20 protein-coding genes and 1 pseudogene are annotated in these 22,277 nt (G+C 67.1%); 9 read left to right on the top strand and 12 right to left on the bottom strand.

Going from position 1 to position 22,277, the window contains the following annotated elements; translation table 11 throughout:
• Window positions 1-57 precede the first annotated feature (57 nt).
• Both ACO1BU_RS11965 and ACO1BU_RS11960 read left to right on the top strand, forming a co-directional pair.
• Window positions 58-1,029, top strand: coding sequence for a Bug family tripartite tricarboxylate transporter substrate binding protein (locus tag ACO1BU_RS11965; RefSeq protein WP_424136176.1), 972 nt, complete (start codon window positions 58-60; stop codon window positions 1,027-1,029).
• A 769-nt stretch (window positions 1,030-1,798) separates the two neighbouring features.
• Complete coding sequence (locus ACO1BU_RS11960) at window positions 1,799-2,401, top strand: SRPBCC family protein (protein WP_424136175.1); 603 nt, start codon at window positions 1,799-1,801, stop codon at window positions 2,399-2,401.
• A gap of 365 nt (window positions 2,402-2,766) precedes the next feature.
• Here the strand turns inward: ACO1BU_RS11960 and ACO1BU_RS11955 are convergent, their stop codons facing one another.
• The 6 genes from ACO1BU_RS11955 to ACO1BU_RS11930 form a co-directional block, all read right to left on the bottom strand.
• The gene (locus tag ACO1BU_RS11955) at window positions 2,767-3,657 is read right to left on the bottom strand and encodes a dihydrodipicolinate synthase family protein (protein ID WP_424136174.1); all 891 of its coding nucleotides are present in this window, start codon (window positions 3,655-3,657) and stop codon (window positions 2,767-2,769) included.
• Window positions 3,658-3,851: 194 nt separating this feature from the next.
• Window positions 3,852-4,982: an iron-containing alcohol dehydrogenase gene (locus ACO1BU_RS11950; protein WP_424136173.1), complete on the bottom strand. Its 1,131-nt coding sequence runs from the start codon at window positions 4,980-4,982 to the stop codon at window positions 3,852-3,854.
• A gap of 24 nt (window positions 4,983-5,006) precedes the next feature.
• Window positions 5,007-5,864 (bottom strand): IclR family transcriptional regulator, encoded by an 858-nt coding sequence (locus ACO1BU_RS11945; RefSeq protein ID WP_424136172.1) that lies wholly within the window; start codon window positions 5,862-5,864, stop codon window positions 5,007-5,009.
• Window positions 5,865-6,292: 428 nt separating this feature from the next.
• The gene (locus ACO1BU_RS11940) at window positions 6,293-7,312 is read right to left on the bottom strand and encodes an SMP-30/gluconolactonase/LRE family protein (protein WP_424136171.1); all 1,020 of its coding nucleotides are present in this window, start codon (window positions 7,310-7,312) and stop codon (window positions 6,293-6,295) included.
• A gap of 105 nt (window positions 7,313-7,417) precedes the next feature.
• Window positions 7,418-8,398 (bottom strand): Bug family tripartite tricarboxylate transporter substrate binding protein, encoded by a 981-nt coding sequence (locus tag ACO1BU_RS11935; protein WP_424136170.1) that lies wholly within the window; start codon window positions 8,396-8,398, stop codon window positions 7,418-7,420.
• Window positions 8,399-8,433: 35 nt separating this feature from the next.
• On the bottom strand, window positions 8,434-9,891 hold the full coding sequence (locus tag ACO1BU_RS11930; RefSeq protein ID WP_424136169.1) for an FAD-binding oxidoreductase: 1,458 nt from the start codon (window positions 9,889-9,891) through the stop codon (window positions 8,434-8,436).
• A 368-nt stretch (window positions 9,892-10,259) separates the two neighbouring features.
• On the opposite strand from ACO1BU_RS11930, the gene ACO1BU_RS11925 reads away from it, so the two are divergent.
• The 5 genes from ACO1BU_RS11925 (at window position 10,260) to ACO1BU_RS11905 (ending at window position 14,638) form a co-directional block, all read left to right on the top strand.
• Window positions 10,260-11,234: a 2-keto-3-deoxygluconate permease gene (locus ACO1BU_RS11925; RefSeq protein WP_424136168.1), complete on the top strand. Its 975-nt coding sequence runs from the start codon at window positions 10,260-10,262 to the stop codon at window positions 11,232-11,234.
• 11 nt (window positions 11,235-11,245) lie between these two features.
• Window positions 11,246-12,499: a four-carbon acid sugar kinase family protein gene (locus tag ACO1BU_RS11920; RefSeq protein WP_424136167.1), complete on the top strand. Its 1,254-nt coding sequence runs from the start codon at window positions 11,246-11,248 to the stop codon at window positions 12,497-12,499.
• Window positions 12,496-13,512, top strand: a complete 1,017-nt coding sequence (pdxA, locus tag ACO1BU_RS11915; protein ID WP_424136166.1) for a 4-hydroxythreonine-4-phosphate dehydrogenase PdxA — start codon at window positions 12,496-12,498, stop codon at window positions 13,510-13,512. The genes ACO1BU_RS11920 and pdxA overlap by 4 nt, the downstream gene beginning before the upstream one ends.
• 69 nt (window positions 13,513-13,581) lie before the next feature.
• Complete coding sequence (locus ACO1BU_RS11910) at window positions 13,582-14,334, top strand: DeoR/GlpR family DNA-binding transcription regulator (RefSeq protein ID WP_424136165.1); 753 nt, start codon at window positions 13,582-13,584, stop codon at window positions 14,332-14,334.
• Between the two features lie 178 nt (window positions 14,335-14,512).
• Entirely contained in the window at window positions 14,513-14,638 is a 126-nt protein-coding gene (locus ACO1BU_RS11905) for a hypothetical protein (RefSeq protein WP_424136164.1), read from the top strand.
• A 225-nt stretch (window positions 14,639-14,863) separates the two neighbouring features.
• Here the strand turns inward: ACO1BU_RS11905 and ACO1BU_RS11900 are convergent, their stop codons facing one another.
• On the bottom strand, window positions 14,864-15,790 hold the full coding sequence (locus tag ACO1BU_RS11900) for a GntR family transcriptional regulator (RefSeq protein ID WP_424136163.1): 927 nt from the start codon (window positions 15,788-15,790) through the stop codon (window positions 14,864-14,866).
• A gap of 334 nt (window positions 15,791-16,124) precedes the next feature.
• On the opposite strand from ACO1BU_RS11900, the gene ACO1BU_RS11895 reads away from it, so the two are divergent.
• Window positions 16,125-17,150, top strand: a complete 1,026-nt coding sequence (locus ACO1BU_RS11895) for an Ldh family oxidoreductase (protein WP_424136162.1) — start codon at window positions 16,125-16,127, stop codon at window positions 17,148-17,150.
• Between the two features lie 46 nt (window positions 17,151-17,196).
• On the opposite strand, the gene ACO1BU_RS11890 is transcribed toward ACO1BU_RS11895, so the two are convergent.
• A complete protein-coding gene (locus tag ACO1BU_RS11890) occupies window positions 17,197-18,177 on the bottom strand; it encodes a Bug family tripartite tricarboxylate transporter substrate binding protein (RefSeq protein WP_424136161.1) in 981 nt (326 codons plus the stop codon).
• Window positions 18,178-18,282: 105 nt separating this feature from the next.
• Here ACO1BU_RS11890 and ACO1BU_RS11885 point away from each other — a divergent pair, with 105 nt between their 5' ends.
• Window positions 18,283-19,068: an MBL fold metallo-hydrolase gene (locus ACO1BU_RS11885; protein ID WP_424136160.1), complete on the top strand. Its 786-nt coding sequence runs from the start codon at window positions 18,283-18,285 to the stop codon at window positions 19,066-19,068.
• 73 nt (window positions 19,069-19,141) lie between these two features.
• Here the strand turns inward: ACO1BU_RS11885 and ACO1BU_RS11880 are convergent, their stop codons facing one another.
• From ACO1BU_RS11880 to ACO1BU_RS11865, 4 genes and pseudogenes are all read right to left on the bottom strand, one after another.
• Window positions 19,142-19,303 (bottom strand): hypothetical protein, encoded by a 162-nt coding sequence (locus ACO1BU_RS11880; protein WP_424136284.1) that lies wholly within the window; start codon window positions 19,301-19,303, stop codon window positions 19,142-19,144.
• A gap of 19 nt (window positions 19,304-19,322) precedes the next feature.
• Window positions 19,323-19,403: pseudogene (locus ACO1BU_RS11875) on the bottom strand (hypothetical protein); the annotation flags it as partial.
• A 141-nt stretch (window positions 19,404-19,544) separates the two neighbouring features.
• A complete protein-coding gene (locus ACO1BU_RS11870) occupies window positions 19,545-20,522 on the bottom strand; it encodes a Bug family tripartite tricarboxylate transporter substrate binding protein (RefSeq protein WP_424136159.1) in 978 nt (325 codons plus the stop codon).
• A 68-nt stretch (window positions 20,523-20,590) separates the two neighbouring features.
• The gene (locus tag ACO1BU_RS11865) at window positions 20,591-22,267 is read right to left on the bottom strand and encodes a thiamine pyrophosphate-binding protein (RefSeq protein ID WP_424136158.1); all 1,677 of its coding nucleotides are present in this window, start codon (window positions 22,265-22,267) and stop codon (window positions 20,591-20,593) included.
• Window positions 22,268-22,277 lie beyond the last annotated feature (10 nt).

Raw genomic sequence — 22,277 nt, 5'->3', positions numbered from 1 at the left:
GAGGGCGCCAGCAATAAGCAACGCGCTGAACAAGGCGCCGCAAGGGAGGAAAGGCGTATGACGTCCTGGACGAGGCGCGCCGTGGTGTCTGCCGCGGCTATATTGCCGGCCGGCCGACCCCAGGCGCAGACCGCCGCTTGGCCTCACGAGCCCATTCGCATCGTGGTTCCCTTCGCGCCGGGTGGCTCCACCGACGCCGTGGCGCGGCTGGCCGCGCCTGGCCTTCAGCAACGCCTCGGTGTTCCCATTGTCATCGAGAACCGTAGCGGCGCGGCGGGCAGTATCGGCACAGATGTCGTCGCGAAGGCCAGGCCGGATGGATACACTTGGCTGCTGACCTTCGACTCCCACGCCGTGATGCCCATCCTGGTGCCCGGCCTGCCCTTCGATCTGGAGAAGGACCTGGCACCCGTCACGCAGATCGGCCGGGCCCCCTATGTTACGGCCTGCCAGCCGGCCAAACCCTATCGCCGCATGGCCGATGTCTTCGAGGCGGCGCGCCGGGGCGGCGCCTCCTTCGGCTCCACGGGCAACGGCACGATCGGGCACCTCGTGATGCTGCTGATGGCGCAGCGCATGGGGGTCGAATTGACTCACCTGCCCTATCGCAGTGGCGGCCTGGCGGTGAACGATGCGGTAGCTGGCCATGTGGACATGATGATCGGGAGTAGCGCGCTGCTTGCGCCGCATGTTTCGGCCGGCACTCTGAGGCCGCTGATGCAGCTTGGCAGCAGCCGCTTGCCGGCGCTGCCCAGCGTGCCGACGGCGATCGAGGAGGGCTTCACCGATCTGACCGCCGAGGCTTGGTGGGGCGTCTTCGCGCCTGCGCGCGTGCCGGAACCGATCGTCGCACGCTTTCAGGCCGCCTTGATCGATACTTATCGCGAGCCGCGCATTGCCCAGCAGTTCAAGGAGGTGAACCAGGCAGAGCTCGTGCTGGGCGACGCGCCCGCCCTGGCGCGCTTTGTCGAGAGCCAGATACGGGCCTGGGGCGCCGTCGCCAGCAAGAACCATGTGCGCCCTGACTGAGGAGCTCCGACTTAGCGGCGCCGATTAGGCCGGCGACGGCCGCATCAGCGAGGTTTGTTGCGGCTCGTGGGGCTGTTGGCTGGCGTGAGGGCGCGTCGTTCCCAGGACCGCCCGCCAAGTCGATAGCCGCCCGGAGCAGTGACGCGCGACTGATCGCGGGGGCAGGCGAGTACCAACTGCGAACCGCATACCGGCTGGGCACGGCGGGGATGCCGGAGGGAATGCGTACAGTGCCAGTCATAGCTTCCCTCTCCATCGCGAACATCCTCATTTGTGGCGGTGCGCCGATCGCCGCCAGGATGAGCTTATGTCACGTGTTTCGGCGAGCTTTGGGCGGTGCCCCACCTGCGTTCCGGATGGCCCATGGTGAGAGAAGGCCGAAAAGGAGCTGAAAAGGGGCCTGCCGTGTGCAACACCAAGCTTGAGCCAGCGCGACCTAGCAACGCCAATTTCCTCATAGAGCGTGAAAAATAATCATTCTTGGTGGGCTATCCCAGCTTGCTGCACCCATGCCAGCTTGCGCCCGCTGTCGTCGGCAAGGAATGACAGGGAGGATCGGCGAGCATGTTCGGGGCCTCGGCCAGCCTCATGGCTGGGAGCACGCCGATCTTCAATCCGGCTGCCACGCCCTTCTGGATTCTGAATGCCGGCCTGCGAGCACGGAAGCGCCGCGCCTGGTGCTTCACTAAACTGCTGCGTCCGCCGTCCGAGGACGTGATCCGCATGGATTTTCGGCGCAGCGACCGACAAAGGGAATGCGTATATGGAGATGACAGGCGAGCGGCGGATCTCGGTCCCGCGGCAGGTAGTCTGGGATGCCCTGAACGACCCGGCCGTGCTGAAAGCTTCGATTCCCGGCTGCGACTCGGTTGAGCGGGTGGGGGACGACCAATTTAAGGCGACCGTCTCCATGCGGATCGGCCCTATGTCCATCCGGTTCGGCGGGAAGGTGAAATTGGAGAACCTGCAGCCGCCGGAGGGGTACTCCATCAGCGGCGAAGGAAGCGGCGGGCCGATGGGGTTCGCGAAGGGCACGGCCGACGTCGTCCTTGTTGAGGACGGACCAGATGCCACGCGTCTTTCCTACGTGGCCAAGGCACAGATCGGTGGCAAGATGGCGCAGCTTGGCGCGCGTCTGATTGACTCGACGGCCAAGCAGGTTTCCGACCAGTTCTTCACTGCCTTTGCCAGCCATGTCGAGGGTTCGCGGGATGCTGGGCAGGCCAAGGAGCCTGAGCCCCGAGCCGAGCCGGTGGAACAGGCCGTTGCGGCGGAGCCCCAGCCAACAGCGCCGTCGCGCCCAGGTTTGAAGATTGTCCTTTGGGTCGTCTGTGTTTCCGCGTTGATCCTGGCCGCAGTGTTCTTTCTCTGAGGCAGATCTAGGGCCAAGGGGCCGGCATTCCTTACCGCGGGCCCACCGATTGCGGCGCGCAGCAATTGGGGATGACGGCGATGGTCGGCGAGGATGTCCTCTCGCGCATCATGAGCGGCGGGCTCGGCTGGCGGCGGTAGCGTGCTGGCCGGGATTCGGGCGTGTCCTTGGCGGAGCCGGGCGGTCAGGGGCTGATCATGCGGACTGCCCTGCCTACGACGTGGCCACGCCGACTGCGCGGTTGGCGAAGGTGGCAAAGGATCCGGTAGCAGGACCGGGGCCTCCATCGAAAAGGGCTGCGGATGCTTGTCGCCATTTCTCTGGAACAGAAGGCCGGCCCTCACGGGACCGGCCTCCACGATTGATCAGGCCGCGAGCAGTTGCGCGGACTCTTCCTCGGTCAACGGCAGCAGTGGCGGACGCAGGCGTGTCCAGCCCTGGTGGCCGGTCTCCTTGGCCAGCAGCACCTTCAGAGAAGCCATCTGCGCGAATTTCGAGGCGAGGGTGCGCTTGGCCACCACCCGCGCCTGTGCCGCATCGACCTCGTTAGCCTTGGAGGGGTCATTGGCGTAGCGGTAGATAAACGCCAGATCGGCCGCCACAAGATTGGAGGTAGCGGTGATACAACCTGCGCCGCCCTTGCGCATAAGCGGCAGCAGCAGCGGGTCAGCGCCGGCCAGTACGGCAAAGCCGGGGAAGCGGTCTACCAGCATCTCCATGTTGGCGAAGTCGCCAGCGCTGTCCTTGATGCCCGTGAAAGTGCCGGGATAGCGCTTCAGCAGAGCTTCGATGATGCCAGGGGTGATGGGTACGGCCGACATCTGCGGGATGTGATAGAGCACAACACGCAGGTTGCTGTCGCCAATCCGTTCCACGATCTCGGAATAGGCGGCGATCACGCCTGCCTCACTGGGCGCCTTGTAGTAGAAGGGCGGCAGCATCACGACGGTGTTCACACCCAGGGAGAGCGCGTGCTTGGTCAGCGCCACCGTCTCGGGAATAGCGACCACGCCCGTTCCGGGCAGCAGCCGCTTCGTTTCAATGCCGCTCTGCACGGCAGCTTCCAGGATCGTCTTGCGCTCGTCCAATGAGAAGGAGTTCGCCTCGCCCGTGGTGCCGAGGAGGGCGATGCCGTCGCAGCCCTGGGCGATCAGCCGCTTCGCATGCTCGACGAAGACGGGCAGGTCGGGCGACAGGTCCTCCTTCAGAGGGGTGAGGGCGGCGGAATAGACGCCGGTGGGGTGAAGGGCGCTCATGCGGGAACTCCAGTCCATGTCTCGTCCATGCGGACGTATTTGATTCCCGGGAGGGAATAGATGTTGGCGATATGCAGGGCCCCGTCCGGCAACGGGATCGTCGCCGGAAAGGGAAACTCACGGCTGTTTTTCTCCCGCGCCGTTCGGGTGCTGCTTGCGGCCGGCGTGGGCGTTGGCAGCGGCTGCTGCGGTGGTCAGTACGCTGCCTCGTACATCGCCAGGATCTCGTCCCGGCTCAGGTCGCGGGGATTGTTGTCAAGCAACCGGCGGATGGCGTGCGCCTCGGTTGCCATGATGCCGAGATCGTCCTTCGGCACATTCAGGCGGGAGAGGCGCATCTCCACTCCCAGGCGCTCGCAGAAGGCGTGGGTTCCCTCCAGCACCGCCTTCGGGTCGGTCGAGGCAGGCAGGCCCAGCGCCTCCAGTACCAGTGCCGTCTTTTCCGGGACTGCAGGGGCGTTGAAGGCCAGGGTGTGCGGAAAGATCAGCGCGCAGGCCAGGCCATGCGGGATGTGGTGGCGCGTGCCCAACGGATAGGCCACTGCATGGCCGGCGGTGGTGTTCACCGGGCCCAGGCAGAAACCGCCATACATGGAGGCCAGCGCGAGGCCCGCGCGCGCCTCCTTATCAGCCCCGTCCTTCACCGCGCGCGGCAGGTAGCGGCCGACGAGGCGGATGCCCTCCAAAGCGTAGAGGTCAATGATGGGATGCGACTTCTTGCTGGTGAAGGCCTCAGTGCAATGCGCCATGGCGTCCACACCCGTGGCCGCGGTCACGGCGGGCGGCACGGTCATGGTCAGGTCGGGATCGACCACGGCCAGATCGGCCAACATATGCCGGCTCTGCACGGCCAGCTTGTTCTGGGTGGCGGGATCGGTGACGAGGGAGCGTGTACCGCCCTCGCTGCCCGTGCCGGCCGTCGTGGGCACCTGAACGAGAGCGGCACTCCGGCCTTTCACCTTCTCAGGCCCGACGACATCATGCAGCGTCTGCCCGCTGCCCGGAAGCACGGCCACCAGCTTGGCAAGATCCATGGCGCTGCCCCCGCCATAGCCGATGACGAGGTCCGGCCTCATGGCTTCAGCGACCGCCAGCACCTTCTCCAAATTCGGCAGGTCGGGCTCGGGCTTCACCTCGCCGAAAACCGTCACCTCGCCGGGCAGGCCCAGCAGCTTCACGCGGGTCGCGTTGAAGGCATCGGCCACCACGAGAATACGCTTGAGACCACGCTCCTCCACCCAGGGGCGGATGACGGAAAGGGTTCCGGAGCCGAACTCGATGCGCTGGGGGCGGAGAAGCTCAATCGGGCTGTGAAGATGGGGCATCGTGTTGGTTCCAGTTGGAAGGGATCACCCCGCACGGCGCACACCGATGGCCCCGAGGGAGAGGCGGACGCCCTCCGTCAGCTCGTCGGTCAGGCGGCGGAGATGGGGAAGGGCGGTCTGGACGAAAGAATCGATGGTCTGGCGCCCGGCCTGGATTGTCAGGCTGACGCCCGCGAGCGGCATTCCATCGGTGCCGAGGACCGGGGCGGCGACAGTGCGGAGCCCGTAGGCATTCTCGCCGTCCGAAATGGCATAGCCCTGGGCGCGCACAACTTCGAGCCGCGCTAGCAGGGCGTCCAGATCAGTGACCGTGCGGTCGGAGAGCATCACACGCTCCACGCTCTCCAGGTGCTCCACCTGGCGGTCGCGCGGCAGAAAGGCGAGGATCGAGTGGCCGAGTGCCGTTGCATAGGCCCCGACCCGCGTACCGGGGCGGCGTACAACGCCACTGCGGTCCAGCCCATGCTGCACGCGCTGCAGGTAGATCACCTCGCCCTGTTCGATCACGCCGAGAGAGCCGGCATCGGCCACTTGCGGGACCAGCTCCCGCAGCAACGGCTCCGCATGGCCCGGCAGGTCGTTGGCGGAAAGGGCGGCGAAGCCGATTTCCAGGCAGCGCAAAGTCAGCCGAAAGCGGCGCGTTCCCGGTACCGCGCGCAGATAGCCGAGGGCGATGAGGGTGTGGATCAGCCGGAAGGCAGTACCGCGGTCCAGCCCGGCGCGCGCGGCGACCTCCGTGACCGTGAGCTCGGGCAGGTCCGGCCCGAAGGCGCGCAGGACCGCGAACACCTTGGCGGCGGAGTGAACGAGGTTCTTCGGATTGGTTGGCGGCGCAGGCGTGTCTGAGGAAATAGCGTCCTCCTCCTCGTTGCTCCTGCCCATCGCCGCTCCGTTCAGTTTCCGACCTCAGTTGATCGGACTGCGAACATTTGTTGTGTGATGCTCGATATTCAGCAGGGCACCGGCGGTACGTCAAGCGGACCGATCTTGCATCGTCGCTGAGGCCAGTTGCCGCCGCTAACCGTGATCTGCCGGCGGGCGATGGCGTCCCTTCGCCGGGCTGCAGGAAGGTCGTCAGCGCTGCGACTCCCCCTGGCCTGATGAAACGGCCGATGCGCTGTACCCCGCCGCGGGCCGGATCTCGGAGCATGGAACTGTCGCTTGCCGCTCAGGCCAGTGACTTGCCAGCCGTCCCGCAGCAAGGGCATCGGAAAGGGCGGCGCCAACAACGCGGAATCAGCAAGAAGGGGCGGCTGGTAGCCGCCCCGAACTGACTGCTGTGGCCCGGTGCCGGGCCGGGCAGGGGCCTCTCAGCCGCCGGCCACGCCTTGCGTGTTCACATAGACTGCATAGAGGGACTTGCTTGCGGCCATGAAAAGCCGGTTGCGGTTGCGACCACCGAAGGCGAGGTTGGCGCAGCGCTCCGGCAGGTGGATATGGCCGATCGCCTTGCCTTCCTTGTTGATGATGCGCACGCCGTCGAACTCCGGGCTCATGCCCCAGCCACACCAGAGATTTCCGTCCACATCCACCCGGAATCCGTCGGGCCGCTCGCCCGGCTTCGCCTGGTAGAAGACGCGGTTGTTGGCGAGCTTCGTGCCGTCTTCCACAACGTCGAAAACACGGATGACGCGCGGGTTCGCTGCCGCCTCGACGACGTAGAGCAGCTTCTCGTCTGGCGAGAAAGCGAGGCCATTGGGTCGTCCTACCTCACCGGAAACGACGGTGATCTGCCCGGTGCGGCCATCGACGCGATAGATGTTCGTGGGCAGCTCGGCCTGGGCCTGATGGCCCTCGTACAGCCCGAGGATGCCGAAGGGCGGGTCGGTGAACCAAATGGAGCCGTCGGACTTCACCACCACGTCGTTAGGAGAGTTCAGCGGCTTTCCGTCGAAGCGGTCGGCGATGACGGTGATGCTGCCGTCATACTCGGTGCGGGTCACGCGCCGGGCGCCGTGCTCGCAAGCGATCAGGCGGCCCTGGCGGTCGCGTGTGTGGCCGTTGGCGAAGTTGTCGGGGCTGCGATACTCGTCCACCTGGCCGGTCACCTCGCTCCAGCGCAGCGTGCGCTGGTTGGGGATGTCGGACCAGAGCAGGCAGCGCTGGTCGCCCATCCAAACCGGCCCCTCGCTCCAACGGGCACCGGTCCAGAGCCGCTCCACCGCCGCGGCGTCGAGCTGGTAGCGCGCGAAGGACGGATCGAGAATTTCGAAGGCCGGGTCGGGATAACGAGTGACATCCTCCCAGCGCGCGGCGGCGGGACGGGCGGAGATCAGGGCGGCGCCGCCCAGGGCGAGGCCACCCAGGCCGCGCCGGTTCATGATGGTCATTCTTGGTTCCCTCTTGCCATCGCGGATTGGCCGGGACGCGCGCGGAGGCCCGCGCCCCGTTCGGCCGGGGCGATGTCCCGGCCGTTTATGCTTGAACTGCTGTGCTCAGTCCGCCTGTGCGCCGGACTTCTCAATGGTCTCCCGCCACATCGGCCGCTCCTTGGCGGCGCGCGCGGCGGCATCGGCGGCCGAGGTCCAGATCGGCTTCGCGCCGACGCGGGCAAAGCGCTCGCGCTGCGACGCATCGTCCACCGTCGCCTTGAGCGCGGCGTTCAGACGCTCGACGACCGCATTCGGTGTCGCAGCCGGGGCCACGAAGCCGCCCCAAACCGTCACGACAAAGTTCTCCATTCCGGACTCGGCCATCGTCGGAATTTGCGGCAGGGTTGGCCAACGCTCCGCGCTGGTCACGGCCAATGCCCGGATCTGCCCGGCCTCGACCAGCGCCTGGTAGGACGCCACGCCATCGATGGCGAAGTCGATGTCGCCGCTCAGCAAGGCTGGCTGGATCTGCGAGGCACCGCGATAGGGCACGTGTACTGCCTCGATCCCCAAGCGGCTGAACAGCATGGCGGAGGAGAGATGCGTGGTGGTGCCGACGCCGGTGGAGCCATAGGTGATGCCGCCTCGCTTGGACTTCGCCCAGGTAATGAACTCCTGCAGCGTCTTGGCTGGCACTTTGCCCGGCGCCACGACGGCGATGTTGGGGAACTCCCAGCCCAGCGCGATCGGGCGGAGGTCCTTCTCGATATCGTAGGGAACGGATTTGTAGAGGTACTGATTGATCGAGAAATTGCTGACCGTGCCGGCGCCAATCGTGTAGCCGTCCGGCGCTGCCTTCGCGACCGCGTCAATACCGATATTGCCGCTGGCGCCCGGGCGGTTCTCGATCACCACGGGCTGGCCCAGCGTCTGGCTCATATGGTCTGCATAGACTCGCGCGATCACGTCGGTGGCCCCGCCCGGGGGATAGGGCACGACCAGGCGGACGGGGCGCGTTGGCCAGGTGCCTCCTTCCGCCCGGGCGATAGATGGCAGGGCGAGCGCCGAACCGAGGGCGGTCCCGAGAAGCGTGCGGCGGTTCATGTGTGTGTTTCCTCTCTGGCCAATCTGCAGGCCATTCAGGCCTCGGGGGGAAGAACCTTGCCGGGGTTCATCATCCCGGCGGGATCGATCAACGCCTTGATCCGGCGCATCAGCGCGATCTCGGCGGGGTCTGTGACGCGGCCAAGGCGGCCACGATTGCTGATGCCAATGCCATGCTCGGCGCTGATCACGCCGCCAAGCTTGGCGGTTTCGTCATCCACCACCGCGTTGATCTGCGCGACCATCGGTGCGGCCGTGGCAGCATCCGGGAAGCGCTTGGCGTCCAGGATGGCGAGGACATGGATGTTCCCGTCTCCGATATGGCCGTGCATCACGATGCGGGCGTCCGGCGCCACCTCGCGAAGGCGGCGCTCCACATTGCGGGCGAAGAGCGCCTGGTTCTCCAACGGCACCACGCTGTCATGGCTGACGACGTAGCCGGCGCGCTTGCTGCCCTCCGAGACGGAGTGGCGGATTTTCCACAGTGCCTCCGCCTGGGCGCCGCTCTCGGCAATCACCGCATCGGTCACCAGCCCTTCCTCGAAGGCGGTGCCGAGCAATTCCTCAAGCGACGTACGAAGATCAGTGCTGGCGAGCGTGTCTGTCAGCTCGATCAGCAAGTACCAGGGGGCTTCCAGCGCGAAGGGAATCGCCACGTCCGGGACGTTCTCGGCGATGACCTCGATCTGGGGACGCGACATTGCCTCAAGGCTCGCCAGCCGATCGCCCACCATGTCGCGCAGGCGGCCCATCAGGGTCAGCGCCGCTTCGATCTCCGGCAATGCTACCATGGCAAGCGCCGAGACGCGGGGACGAGGGAAGAGCTTGAGCGAGGCGGCGGTGACAATGCCCAGCGTGCCCTCGGCGCCGATGAAGAGCTGCTTCAGGTCATAGCCGGAGGAGTTCTTGCGCAGCCCGTGGAGACGGTTCAGCACCGAACCATCTGGCAGCACCACCTCAAGCCCCAGCACCAGTTCCCGCGTGTTGCCGTAGCGCAGCACGGCTGTTCCGCCCGCATTGGTGGAAATGTTGCCGCCGATCTGGCAACTGCCCTCGGCGCCGAGGCTGAGCGGGAAGAGGCGGTCCACCCCGGCTGCTGCCTCCTGGATATTCTGCAGGATGCAGCCGGCTTCCACGGTGATGGAGTTGGCCAGGGCGCTGATGGCACGGATGCGGTTCAGCCGGTCCAGCCGCAGTACCACCGCCTGGCCTGATGCATCCGGGGTAGCGGCGCCGCACATGCCGGTGTTTCCGCCCTGGGGAACGATCACCACGCCCCTCTCGGCGCAGAGCCGCACCACATCGGCGACCTGGGCGGTGTCGGCGGGCTTCACCACAGCGGCGGCCTGGCCGTGGTAACGGCCGCGCCAGTCCACCACATAGGGCTCCTGGTCCTCGTTGATCGCCACGACGTGCTGGCGCCCCACGATGGCGGCCAAGGCTTCGACCAGCTGGGCAGTGTCCGCGGCGGGTGACGAAAGGGCTGCGCTCACGGCGTGGGGCTCCATCCTGTGGGCGGGGACGAATGGGACACGCTTCTCATCGCATCATCCTCCCTCGCCGGGGCGCTTCAGTCACCCCGATAGTCGTTTACATGATTGAATTGCGCAGACGCTAATGCGCGAAGCGTGCAGGAATGTCGAGGGGGCGTTCTCCTCCGGTAGGCAGGATTCAACCATCGACCCATGTTCCGGGCCGTCACGGTAGTGTGTGAGGGCCGGGAAGGCTGGTCCTTTGAGGCACAAAAATGCGCGAACCGCGCAGAACTGGTTGACTTTCCGGGAAGATGCGCAGAAGCAGCGCCGGAATTTCCGCATACGAGCGGAAGCGCACTGCCCTAGGCGCCGGTAGGAGAACGTCCATGCAGATCCCCATCAAGCGCGGCATTGAGCGGGTGCCGGGCGGCATGATGGTGGTACCCCTGGCACTCGGGGCCCTCATCGCCACCTTCTTCCCGGACACGCCGAAATTCTTCGGTTCCTTTACCGGGGCGCTTTTCTCCGGGGCGCTGACCATCCTGGCCGTGTTCTATGTCTGCATGGGCGCCAGCATCGATTTCAAGGCGACACCCTACATCCTCAAGAAGGGCGGCACCCTCTTTGGCGTGAAGATCGGCGTGGCCATCCTGCTGGGCGTGGTCTTCGGCCAGGTTCTGGGCGAGGCACCGATCACCTCCGGTGTCTTCGCTGGCCTGTCCACGCTCGCCATCGTCGCCGCGATGAACGACACCAATGGCGGTCTCTACATGGCGCTGATGGGCCAGTACGGCGAACCTCGCGACGTCGGCGCCTACACCGTCATGACGCTGGAATCCGGCCCCTTCCTGACCATGGTGACACTCGGCGTCGCTGGTCTTTCCGCCTTTCCCTGGCCGACGCTGGTGGGCTCCATCTTGCCCCTGCTGGTCGGCATGATCCTTGGCAACCTGGACCGTGACATGCGCGAGTTCCTGAGCCGCGCCATTCCCGTGATGATTCCGTTCTTCGCCTTCGCCCTCGGCAGCGGGCTCGACCTGACGAAGGTCTGGCAGGCCGGGTTGCTGGGGCTGGGCCTGGGCGTGGCGGTCGTGGTCCTCACGGGGATCCCGCTCTTCTTCGCCGACCGCATGATCGGCGGCACGGGTGTTGCGGGTGTGGCGGCCGCCTCCACCGCGGGTAACGCAGCGGCCGTTCCCGCCATCGTGGCGGCGGCCAATCCGGTCTATGCGCCGGCGGCGGGCCCGGCGACCATCCTGGTCGCAGCGGCGGTGATCGTCACGACGGTGCTCGTGCCGTTGCTGACGGCCTGGACGGCCCGGCGCTTCGGCCGGCCGCCGCAGCCGAACGCGGCCGCTTGAAGAGCCCAGGCATGACGCGGAACTGGCTGATCCTCGCCGACGATCTCACCGGCGCGGCCGATTGCGGCATCGCCTTCGCGCGGCGCGGGCTGGATGCTTCGGTGGGCTGGCATGGCGTTGAGGTCACTTCGGGCGCCGATGTGCTGGCAGTGGATGCTGATAGCCGGCGGCTTTCGCCGGAGGACGCGGCAGCACGCCATGTTGCTCTGCTGCGCGCCCGCCATCGCCCCGGCCAGGGCCTGATCAAGAAGATCGATTCGACCTTGCGCGGGCAGCCCGCCGCGGAACTCGCCGCCACATGCCGCGCGCTGCGTGAGGCCGGGCGGCCGGCCCTGGCGATCGTGGCTCCCGCCTTTCCAGCCACCGGTCGTACGACCGAGGGCGGGCGCGTGCATATGAATGGCGTGCCGCTGGAAGCCACTCCGCTTTGGGCTCGCGATCATACCTACCAGAGCGCCACGCTGACGGAAGTTTTGGCCTCCGTCGGTCTTTCGGCACGCCTGCTGCCGATTGATCTCGTGCGACAGGGCGAGGCGCCGCTGGCCGGCGCGTTGCGCGCCGCGATCGATCAGGGTCTGGATGCGGTGGTCTGCGATGCCGCCGCACCCGAGGATCTCGACACGCTTGCCCGGGCCAGCCTGCCCATGGCTGGCCAGGTCTTCTGGATCGGCTCCGGCGGCATCGCCGCCGCGCTGGCCGCCGCCCTGCCGGATGCCGGTGCGCCGCACGGCGCCGTTCCAACCCCGCGCGGCGGCGTGCTCGTTGTCGTCGGGAGCATCGCGGAGGCCTCGCGCGCCGCGGCGGCGCGGCTGGTCGGCGAGGATGCTGCCACCCTCTTCGAGGTTCCGGTGGGCCTGTTGCGCGCCGGTCCCGCCGACTCGCGCTGGGCGTCAGTCTCCGACGCAGTGGCGGATTCGCTGGCCTCCGGGCGCGACACGCTGGTTCTGATCGTGGATGCCTCGGTGGCCGACCTGTCCCAGGGTGCGACCCTGGCCGCCGCGCTCGGAGAACTGCTTGCTCCGGCCGGGGCCCGCATGGGCGCCCTTTTCGCCACGGGCGGCGAGACCGCTTGTGCCCTGCTCAGCCATCTCGGCGTCCATGGAATCCGTCTGCTGGACGAGGTCGAGGCCGGCGTGCCGCTCGGCGTTACCCAAGGGGCGATTCAGGTGCCGGTCATGACCAAGGCCGGTGCTTTCGGCAACGACGGAACCATTCTCCGCAGCCTTCAGCGTCTGCGTGACCTTTCCCGGGAGACCTCTCCATGAGCACCGATACCCGCCCCATCATCGCTATCACCATGGGCGATGCCTCCGGCATCGGTCCGGAAATCATTATGAAGGCGCTGGCACGAGAGGACGTCTATGCCATGTGCCGCCCGTTGGTCGTGGGCGACGCCACCCGCCTGCGCGAGGCTGAGGCGATCGTGCAGAAGGGCCTGGATGTGAGGGCGCTGCCAGATCCCGCCGGCGCGCGCTACATCCGCGGAACGGTGGACTGCATCGACGTTGGCGTCGTTCCCGCCGGCCATCCCTTTGGCAAGCTCTCCCCGTTGGCGGGGGAGGGGGCGTATCGTTATATCGAACGCGCAACGCGCCTCGTTGAGGCCGGTCAGGCCGACGCCATCTGCACCGCCCCGCTTTCTAAGGAAGCGCTGCACGCAGCCGGGCACAAATATCCCGGGCATACCGAGCTGCTGGCCCATCTGACCGGCACGCCGGAGGTGTCCATGATGCTGGTGGCGCCCAAGCTGCGGGTAATCCACGTGACCACCCATATCGGCCTGATTGACGCGATCAAGAAGATCGAGCCGGGCCTGGTGGAGCGCGTGATTGCCCGCGGCCACGCGACGCTGGTGAAGTCCGGCATCGCCGACCCGCGCATCGGCGTGTGCGGCATCAACCCGCATGCCGGCGAGAACGGCCTGTTCGGCCATGGCGAGGAAGAGCAGAAGATCATCCCCGCCGTGCAGGCCTGCCAGGCCAAGGGCTGGAAGGTGGAGGGCCCGCTGCCCGCCGATACGTTGTTCTTCCGCGCCGCCCGCGGCGATTTCGACCTGGTGGTCGCCATGTACCATGACCAGGGCCATGGCCCGGTGAAGGTGATGGGCCTGGAGGCGGGTGTGAATATCACCGTTGGCCTGCCAGTCATTCGCACCTCGGTGGACCACGGAACGGCCTTCGACATCGCCGGCAAGGGCATTGCTGATGAGGGCTCGCTCGTGGAGGCTCTGAAGCAGGCGGTGGATCTCGCCCCTAAGCGGGAAGCGGCTGCGGCCTGAGGCGCCGCACCGGGAGGGTGGCTCCTCCCGGGATCGCCGCCTCGGTGCCACTGAGGTAGACTTCACCTCATGAAACGCAGGCGAACACGCCACGACGAGATCCTGGAGGCACTCGCCGCTGGCGATGCGGATGTGGACGGGCTGGCTGCGCGCTTCGGCGTCTCAGCCTCCACGATCCGGCGCGATCTGAAGGCGCTCTCGGCGAAGCGGGCGATCGCGCGCACCTATGGCGGGGCGATTCTGGCCGGGTCATCCCATGAAGCCAGCCTTGGCGCACGTTCCGGGCAGAACCAGGCCGCCAAGGCGGCCATCGCGCGTACCGCCCTCTCTCTGATTTCCGATGGTGAAACCGTGATCCTTGATGGCGGATCGACGGTGGAGACGCTGGGACGCCTGCTGCGCGGGCGCCGGCTTCGTGTCGTGACGAATAATTTGCCCTTGATCCCGGTGCTCGCCGATGCGCCGGAGATCGAATTGGTCGTGCTGGGCGGGAAGGTGCGGCCGATCAGCATGAGCACTGTCGGGCCGGTGGCGGAGCAGGCGCTGCGCCATGTGACCGCCGACCATGTCTTCATGAGTGCGGACGGCGTGATGCCCGGCCATGGCCTCTGCGAGGCAACGCTGGAGCAGGTATCGCTGAAGTCGTTGATGATTCGCCAGGCACGGTCCACCGTCGTGCTGGCAGACGCCTCCAAGCTGAACCGGGCCGGGCAGCCCTTCTGGGCGCCTCTGCCGCCAGGCTGGACCCTTGTGACGAATGCGCCGCCCGAGGCCTGTGCGCCCTTTGAGGCAGAGAGCCCTGCGGTTCTGTGCGCCGGGTGAGCCGCGACGATTTCTCCGGGGATTGACTGGCTTGGGCCAAGACATCTGGGGAGGCGCCTCAAGCTGGGCGTGTTCTACCGACGGAACTGGCCGGACCTGTCGGGGCGCATGCGCCGCCTGCCGGTTAAGCGAAACGATGCATGGAACCCACCAGTTCCTATTCTGTCGAAGTTAGAGGGTGAAGATGCAGCTCGGGATGATCGGCCTGGAGCGGATGGGCGGCAAGGTTGAGCAGGCGGTTCCGGCGGATATGCTGTCAGTGTCGCTCTTCGTCTGCTTCCGCTCACGCCAGAATCATACTTAGGCGGATAAGATCCTTTCCACTGTGCGCTTCGGCTTTGGTGGATATCTCGAACTGAAGACCGAGCCTGCCGCATGGGCCGTTCAGGCGTGGCGACCTGCTCCGGTCTGAAGCGCCAGTACCGGACCTGATTATCGCTCCTTACGCGGTGTGCAGCTTGTTCATGTCGAGGGCAGGGCGGAGCTGATTGGACTGCGCTTGCGCGGTTTTCTGCGGGGCTCTCCATGTCTAGCCTTCTCCGGTGGTGCCGCTTCCCGTCTCCAGCAGAGGCCGCACGGCGGAAAGGCTTTCCATCACCGACGCGAGATGTGCCCGAAGGGCAGCCGACGCATCCTCGCGGCACCCGGCCTGCAGCAGGTCCAGGATCGCCAGGTGCTCGCGCGCCTGTCCGTAATAGCGCTGCCTGTCAGTGAGCGAGCGGTAGATCAGAAGACGCCGCACCCGGTTCACGCGCTGCAGCGCCTCGAGCATGAAGGGATTGCCTGAGGCGCCGACGATCGCCTCGTGGTAGCGAACGCCGCGTTCGTAGAGCGCATCTGAGGAGGCTGTCTCGATCCCACCGGCCAGCATGTGCTCCTCCACCGCCCGGCAACGAGCAGCCACGGCCGGGTCCAGCCGATAACCCGGCTCCAACAGGCTCGCGGGCTCGATCGCCAGGCGGAGGCGGTAGGTCTGCTCCAAGGCGTCCGGGGTGGTCAGCACCGACGAGAAGCGCCAGCCGTAGCCCGCCTTGCGCTCGGCCCAGCCTTCCGCGGCGATCCGGTCCAGGAGTTGGGCGAGTTGGCCACGCGTGACGCGGTAGCGCTCGCGCAGTGCGGCTTCCGAGATGGTGTCCGGAAGCCGCCCGGCCACACGATCCTCGGCGATGGCGAAGTAGATGGCTGCCAGTCCTTCCGGCCTGCGGCGCCCTGCCAGGGCCGCGGCCGGGGCGCCGCCATCTGGGGCCACGAAGAAGCCGCGGCGCGGTGCCGTTGTGGCGACACCGTGATCGGCCAGCACCCGCAGCGCCTGCCCCACGGGGAAGCGGGAGACCCCGAAGCGGTCAGCCAGGCGCTGTGCCGAGAGATGCGCGCCGGGAAGCAGCACTCCGGCGCTCACATCCTCAGCCAGGGCCTGAACGATCTGCGAGACGGTGTTGGTTGGCGTCTCGGACATGTGGTGCGGAATCTCCCGTTTCGGTGGGCTCGGTAGAGCGGAGCGGTGCCCCGCAGCAAACCACCGGAAAGCCTGAGCCCGATAATTGCATTTCTTGCTTCTAACATGCAGGATGGTTATGGCAGCAGAAGACCGAGGGAACGCGTGCCATGATCACACGCCGTGACCTGACCCAGACCGCCGCACTGGCGCTGGCCATGGGCCGCAGCTGGACCCATGCGGCTTTCCCAACTTGCCCGCGAGGAAACACAGAAGTCCGCTGCCATCATCCGCAATGCGCCGGTCGGCCCGGAGGGCAGATCGGATCCTGGCGGCCGATCAACGAAGGACGAGCATGACCGAGACCACCATTCCCGAACGCGACCTCCTGGACCTTGCCACACATGCCCTGACGCGCGGAGGCATGCGGGAGGGGGAAGCCGCGCTCGCCGCGCAGGTGCTCGTGCTGGCCGATATGTTTGGCGTGCGTACCCATGGCATCAGCCGCGTGGCGCAGTACCTGGACCGCGTGCGTGTGGGCGGCATCGACGCCATGGCTGAGGTGCAGGTCGCGCGGATGGCGCCGGGCCTCACCATGGTGGACGGGCGCAACGGCATCGGGCCCCTGATTGGCATGCGCGCGTTGCAGGCCGCCATGGACTCCGCCCGGGAGGTAGGTATCGGGGCGGCCTTTGCCCGCGGCAGCAACCATTTCGGCCCGATCCTGCCCTATGCCTTCCTCGCGGCGGAACAAGGCTTCGCCAGCATCATCGCCAGCAACGCGACAACCACCATCGCGCCCTGGGGCGGGAAGGACACGCGCGTCGGCAACAATCCGATGGGCATCGGCATGCCCAATCCCGGTGGCGATCCCATCATCCTGGACATTGCGCTCTCGGTTGCGGCGCGCGCCAAGATCCGCAAGCTCCTGCAACAGGGGCAGGCCATGCCCGAGGGATGGGCGGCGGATGCGGACGGAAAGCCGACGACTGACCCGAAGAGGGGGCTGGAGGGCTTTCTGCTCCCCGTGGGCGGACACAAGGGATACGGCCTGGCGGTGATGGTGGACCTGCTGGCCGGGCTGCTGTCGGGCGCCGCCTACCTGACGCATGTGCAGGCCTGGGATAAGAACCCGGAAGCGGCGCAGAATCTCGGCCACGTCTTCATTCTGATCGACACGACGAAACTGCATGCCGCCGATTGGCTGCGGGAGCGCATGGCGGATTTCGGCGCCATCCTACGCAGCACGCCGCCCGCCGATCCGGCGCAGCCGGTCATGGCGCCCGGGGACCGAGAGATCGCGATGCACGCCAAGGCCCGCCGCGATGGCGTAACCGTTGCCACGGCGGATCTGGACGCGGTGAAGGCGCTGGCTGCCTGATCAGGCGGCGGGCTGGCCCTGCATGGGGCTGGCCCGCCGGGTGGCTTCAGTTGTTGGTCGCGCCGCTCTGCTTCACGATGGGTGCCCAACGTTCAAACTCAGCGCGTACGAAGGCGTCGGTCTCGGCCGGGCCGCTCCAGATATCCTCCGATCCCAGATCCTTCAGGCGCTGCCGCATAGCTGGCTGGCCGAGCAGGTTGCGTATTTCCGCGGAGAGCCGGTTGATGATGGATTGCGGCGTCCCGGCAGGGGCGAAGAGGCCGGTCCAGGACTGGACATTGTAGTCAGGCACGCCCTGCTCCGCGATGGTCCGGATGTCCGGCCGGCTGGAGAGACGGGACTTGCCGCCGACGCCAAGGATTTTCACCTGCCCGGCCTCATGGGCCGGAAGCACGGTCGGAAGGTTGAGAAAGGCCATGGGGACCGTGCCCGCGATCAGGTCCGACAAGGCCGGGCCACCGCCGCGGTAAGGCACGTGGTTTAACTCGACCCCAGTGCGGAGCCGCAGCAGCTCGCCTGCAAGATGATTGCTGCTGCCGACACCGGTCGAGGCGAAGCTCAGCCCGCCGCGTGTTGCCCGGATCTTCGCCAGAAGCCCCTGCACATCCGAAACGCCGAGGGAGGGATGCACGGCCAGGGCGTTCGGCACGTCCACCATCATGGCGATGGCTGAGAGCGCCTCGCGCGGGTCGTAGCCCTGGTCCGGCACGACCAGATGGTTGAACACGTGGTTCGAGGCGGAGGAGACAAGAAGTGTGTAGCCGTCGGGCTTCGCGCGCGCGACCTGGCCCATGCCAACTGCGCCGCCCCCGCCCGCGCGGTTCTCTACCACGAAAGAGCGCCCGAATGCGGCCTGCAGCCCCGGCGTGAGCAGCCGCGCCACCACGTCATTGGAGCCGCCCGGCGCATAGGGCACGATCATAAGCACCGGGCGGTCCGGCCAGGTCTCGCCCTGCGCGGAGGCCCGTCCGGCGAGGGTCCAGGCGGGCAGGGCTGCAGCCGCCCCTATTACGGTTCTCCTTTGCATAGGCTTGTCGTCCTCCGCTTTGCTGATCCGTCAGCCGGCTTCTATGCCGCAGAGAGCATTTTCTTTGACAAAAATGCAAGAAGCCGCGAACACTCCTGGCGGACGATGAAGGGAATGAGGAAGCGCGAGGTGGTGTCCTGGAGCGTTCAGTGCCTTCTTCAGGGCTATCCCGGAAAGTCGAAGTATCATGGCGGGCTGGGCTGGAGCACGGTCGCCCTGGCGCGCGGGCCCGAGGGGCGCATCGCTGTTCTGGACACTGGGGGCTTTGGGGCGCGGCGGCAACTTCTCACGCAGCTCCAGTCAGCCGGCGTGGCGCCGGACCAGGTAACGGATCTCCTGCTCACCCACCTGCATTATGACCACTGTCTGAACTGGCCGATGTTTTCCCGCGCGACGATCCATGTCGGCGCGGGGGAGCTGGAGGTGGCTTTAACCCTGCCGGACGGTGATCCGCTCTACCCGGAATTCACCATCCGCGAGTTGGCGCGGGTCCCGCGCCTGCAGCGGCTGGAGGATGGCGGTACGGGCCTGCCGGGCATTACCTGCTTCACCGCGCCCGGGCACACGATGCACCACCTCGTCTTCGTGCTGGAGGGCTCGCCGCGCACCATTTTCTCGGCCGACGTCGCGAAGAACCGCTCCGAACTTGCCACAGGCCACGCGGATATGACGCTGGACGCGGTTGCCCACGCCGCCTCAATCGAGCGGCTGAACGCGACCTGGCGCGAGATTCCTGGAACCGTGCTCCTCCCGGGCCACGATCTGCCGCTCGGCCTCGACAAGAGCGGCGGCATGGTCGCGCTGGGCCGGCGCAGCTGCGCGATCGATGCTTGGTTCGGCAACACGCTTGAGGAGGTGACCCGTTTCGACCTGACCGAAGGGGCAGCCTGACGGCTCCCCGGTCGGACCGGGTGAGGGGCAGCAACGCCGTCCGCGCCGGCAAGACCCGAAATGTGCATGCTCTTCAGGCGCTGATCGGCTCGGCGCTGTTACGCATCGCGGCCTCGTCGGGGGCTTCCGCCATGTGCTGCGCGGCAATACAGCCAAAGGTGAGCGCCGGGCCGAGCGTAATGCCGCCGCCGGGATAGTGCCCCCATGATGCTCGCCATATCACTGCCTGCGGCATAGAGGGCCGGGAATCGGTGCCCCTCGGCATCCGATACCTTTGCATGGCCGTTGGCACGCAGCCCCGCACAGGTGCCGAGGTCGCCTACGACCAGCTCCATCGCGTAAAACGGACCCTTAGCGATTGGAGCCAGGAAAGGGTTAGGCAGGAACTCCGGGTCACTGTTAAAGCAATTACAGGCGGTGGAATCCCTGCCGAACGGGCGATCACTGCTTCATGCCGCGCCCGAACTTTTCGGCGGCTATTCGATCCGAAGGCCGGCTTCCCTGACCAGGCGTCCTGTCGTCTCCACCTCCCGCCGCGCCAGCGCGTCCATCTCCGCGACGCTCAGGGGGCGGAGCTGCGCGCCCGCCGCTGTGGCGATCTCTTGTACCCTTGGTTGAGTCGTCGCGCGGCGAAGGGCCTCGTTGATCTTCAGCAGAATGTCTTGCGGGGTGCCGGCGGGCGCGAAAATGGCGAACCAAGCATCCACGACATAGCCGGGCAGTCCGGCCTCTGCCGATGTGGGCACCTCAGGCAAGGCAGCCAGCCGCGCGTCGCTGGCAACCGCGAGGGCTCTGACCTGCCCGCCCCTCAGCAGCGACATGGCGGAGGATGGCGTGGTGATGAGGAGGTCCACCCGCCCGCCGGCGACGTCCTGCAGGGCAGGGGCGGCGCCACGATACGGCACGTGGAGCATGGGCGCGCCAACAAGCTTTGCCAGCTGGAGGCCGGCGAAGTTCTGGACCGAGCCTGTGCCGGCGGAGGCGTAGGTGACCCGCCCGGGATTGGCGCGGATATGAGCCACCAGCTCCGTCAGGTTCCGCACGGGCAGGGCCGGGCTGGCGAAGATCACATGGGGCGAGACGGTCGCCATGCCGACGGCCGCCAGGTCCCGGTTCGGATCCCAGCCGATGTCGGGCGTCAGCACGGAATTCGCGCCATGGTAGCCGGAGTATTGCAGCAGCAGCGTGTAGCCGTCCGGCTTGGCCCGCGCGACGGCGAGGATACCGACATTCCCGTTGCCGCCCGAGCGATTCTCGACGACGACCTGCTGGCCAAGAAGCTGGCTCAGTGGTTCCTGGAATAGTCGCGCCGCGAAATCCGTGCCGCCCCCAGGCGGGTTCGGGGCAATGATCGTGATCGCGCGTACGGGCCAGTCCGTCTCGGCGGCCCAGGCCGGGCTGGCGGCAAGGGCTGCGGTGCTGAGCATCAGGTGCCGACGTAGCAGGGTGGTCATGGCGTCTCTTCCTCCTGTTGGTTCTTTGTTGTTTGTCCGCCGATCGTGCCGGCGTGGCTGCTGGCGGATTAGCCGCTACCGGGCAGAGGAAGGTCGGCAGCTTCTTGCACACCCCGCTTCGCTGCCTCGGGCAACACGGCCTGGAGGGACGTTCGAACCACCGCCACCATGGGACCAGGCGCGCGCAGGGCGGCTGCCAGGGCAGGAAGATCCCCGTCGTTCCGGACGCGCAGGACGGGAGCGCCGAAGGATGCGGCCCAGGTTCCGAGATCTGGATTCACGAGCGCAGTGCCGGAGGGGCGGCCGGGATGGCTTCTCTCCTGGTGTATCCGGATCGAGGCGTAGCTGCCGTTCTCCGAAATGAGTAGCTTGATTTGGGCGCCGCGCGCCATGCCCACGGCCAGTTCCTGCCCCGTCATCAGCACGCCGCCATCGCCGACGGCACAGATCACCGTCCGGTCGGGATGTCGCAGCGCGGCCGCGACTGCGGCGGGCACGCCGAAGCCCATGGCACCCGAGATGGGAGCGAGAAGCCGCTGGGGCGGCGCCCAGGCCAGCTTGCGGTAAAAAGGCGCCGCGAAGGTTCCGGCATCCAGCGTGACGATTGCATTGCCCGGTGCGCATTCACCGACGATCTGCGCCACGCGCGAGAAGGCGATGCCGTCGGGGCAAGATGGCACGGTGAGACGGCTGTCGGCCTCTTGCAAGGCATAGAGCCGCCGCAGCCAGGCGGGGCGCGTGGCCGGCTGGGAAGGCACCTGGCCGGCCATGGCGTCCAGCACGCTGGTGGCCGCGCCGGCGACGGCCAGCTCAGCCGGGAATTGCCAGCCCAGGAAGCGCTGCTCCGCGCAGACATGCACGAGGCGCTGCCCGGCAGCCGGCCAGCTATAGCCCTGGGTGGTGATGTCGGTCAGGCGCGTACCCAGCGCCACCACCAGATCCGCCTCGGCGAAGGCCTCGCGCTGCGCGTCGGGGTTCCGGAGGCCGAGATCGCCGGCATAGAGCGGGTGCCGGTTCGGGAAGAGATCCTGTCGGCGGAAGGATACGGCGACCGGCAGCTGCCACGTCTCTGCAAAGGTCAGCAGCGCCTCCCGCCCGCCAGGGACGTCCAGCCCGTGGCCAGCCAGGAGGATGGGGCGCTCCGAATGGCGCAGGAGGTCAGCTAGCCTTTTTGCGTCTGCTGTGGACAGCGCCGCCGGAACCAATGCCGTGGTTGGCGGCGCGGTGGCGAGGCAGGGAGCGGCCAGAACGTCTTCGGGCAGCGAAAGAACCACGGGGCCGGGTACGCCCTGCGTGGCCATGTTCCAGGCGCGGGCGACGAGCTCTGGCACCTGGTCCGCGTGCGTCGCCTCGCCCACCCATTTGGCGATGCTGCCGAACATCGCCTCGTAGTCGATCTCCTGGAAGGCGCGACGGCGGAGGTCGCGCTGCTCCACCTGGCCGATGATGAGGAGGAGCGGTACCGCGTCCTGCTCGGCGGTGTGCAGGGCGATGGCGGCGTTGCAGGCACCGGGGCCGCGGGAGACGAGCACCACGCCCGGACGGCCTGTGAGCCTGGCATCCGTCACCGCCATGAAGCCGGCGCCGCCCTCGTGACGGCAGGTCACGAGGTCCAGGCCGGGATGCCCATGCAGCGCATCCAGCAGGGCGATGTAGGATTCCCCGGGCACGCAGAAAGCGCGGTCGACGCCGCGGGCGGCCAGCATATCGACGAGGATGGCGGCGGCGGTTCTGATCTGTTCCATGACATGGGCA

Origin of the sequence: Roseomonas chloroacetimidivorans, assembly GCF_049629625.1 — a bacterium.
In the GTDB taxonomy this organism is placed as follows: Bacteria; Pseudomonadota; Alphaproteobacteria; order Acetobacterales; family Acetobacteraceae; genus Roseomonas; species Roseomonas chloroacetimidivorans.
The sequence above is the reverse complement of the archived record's forward strand: the minus strand, read 5'-3'. Positions and strand labels throughout refer to the sequence as shown.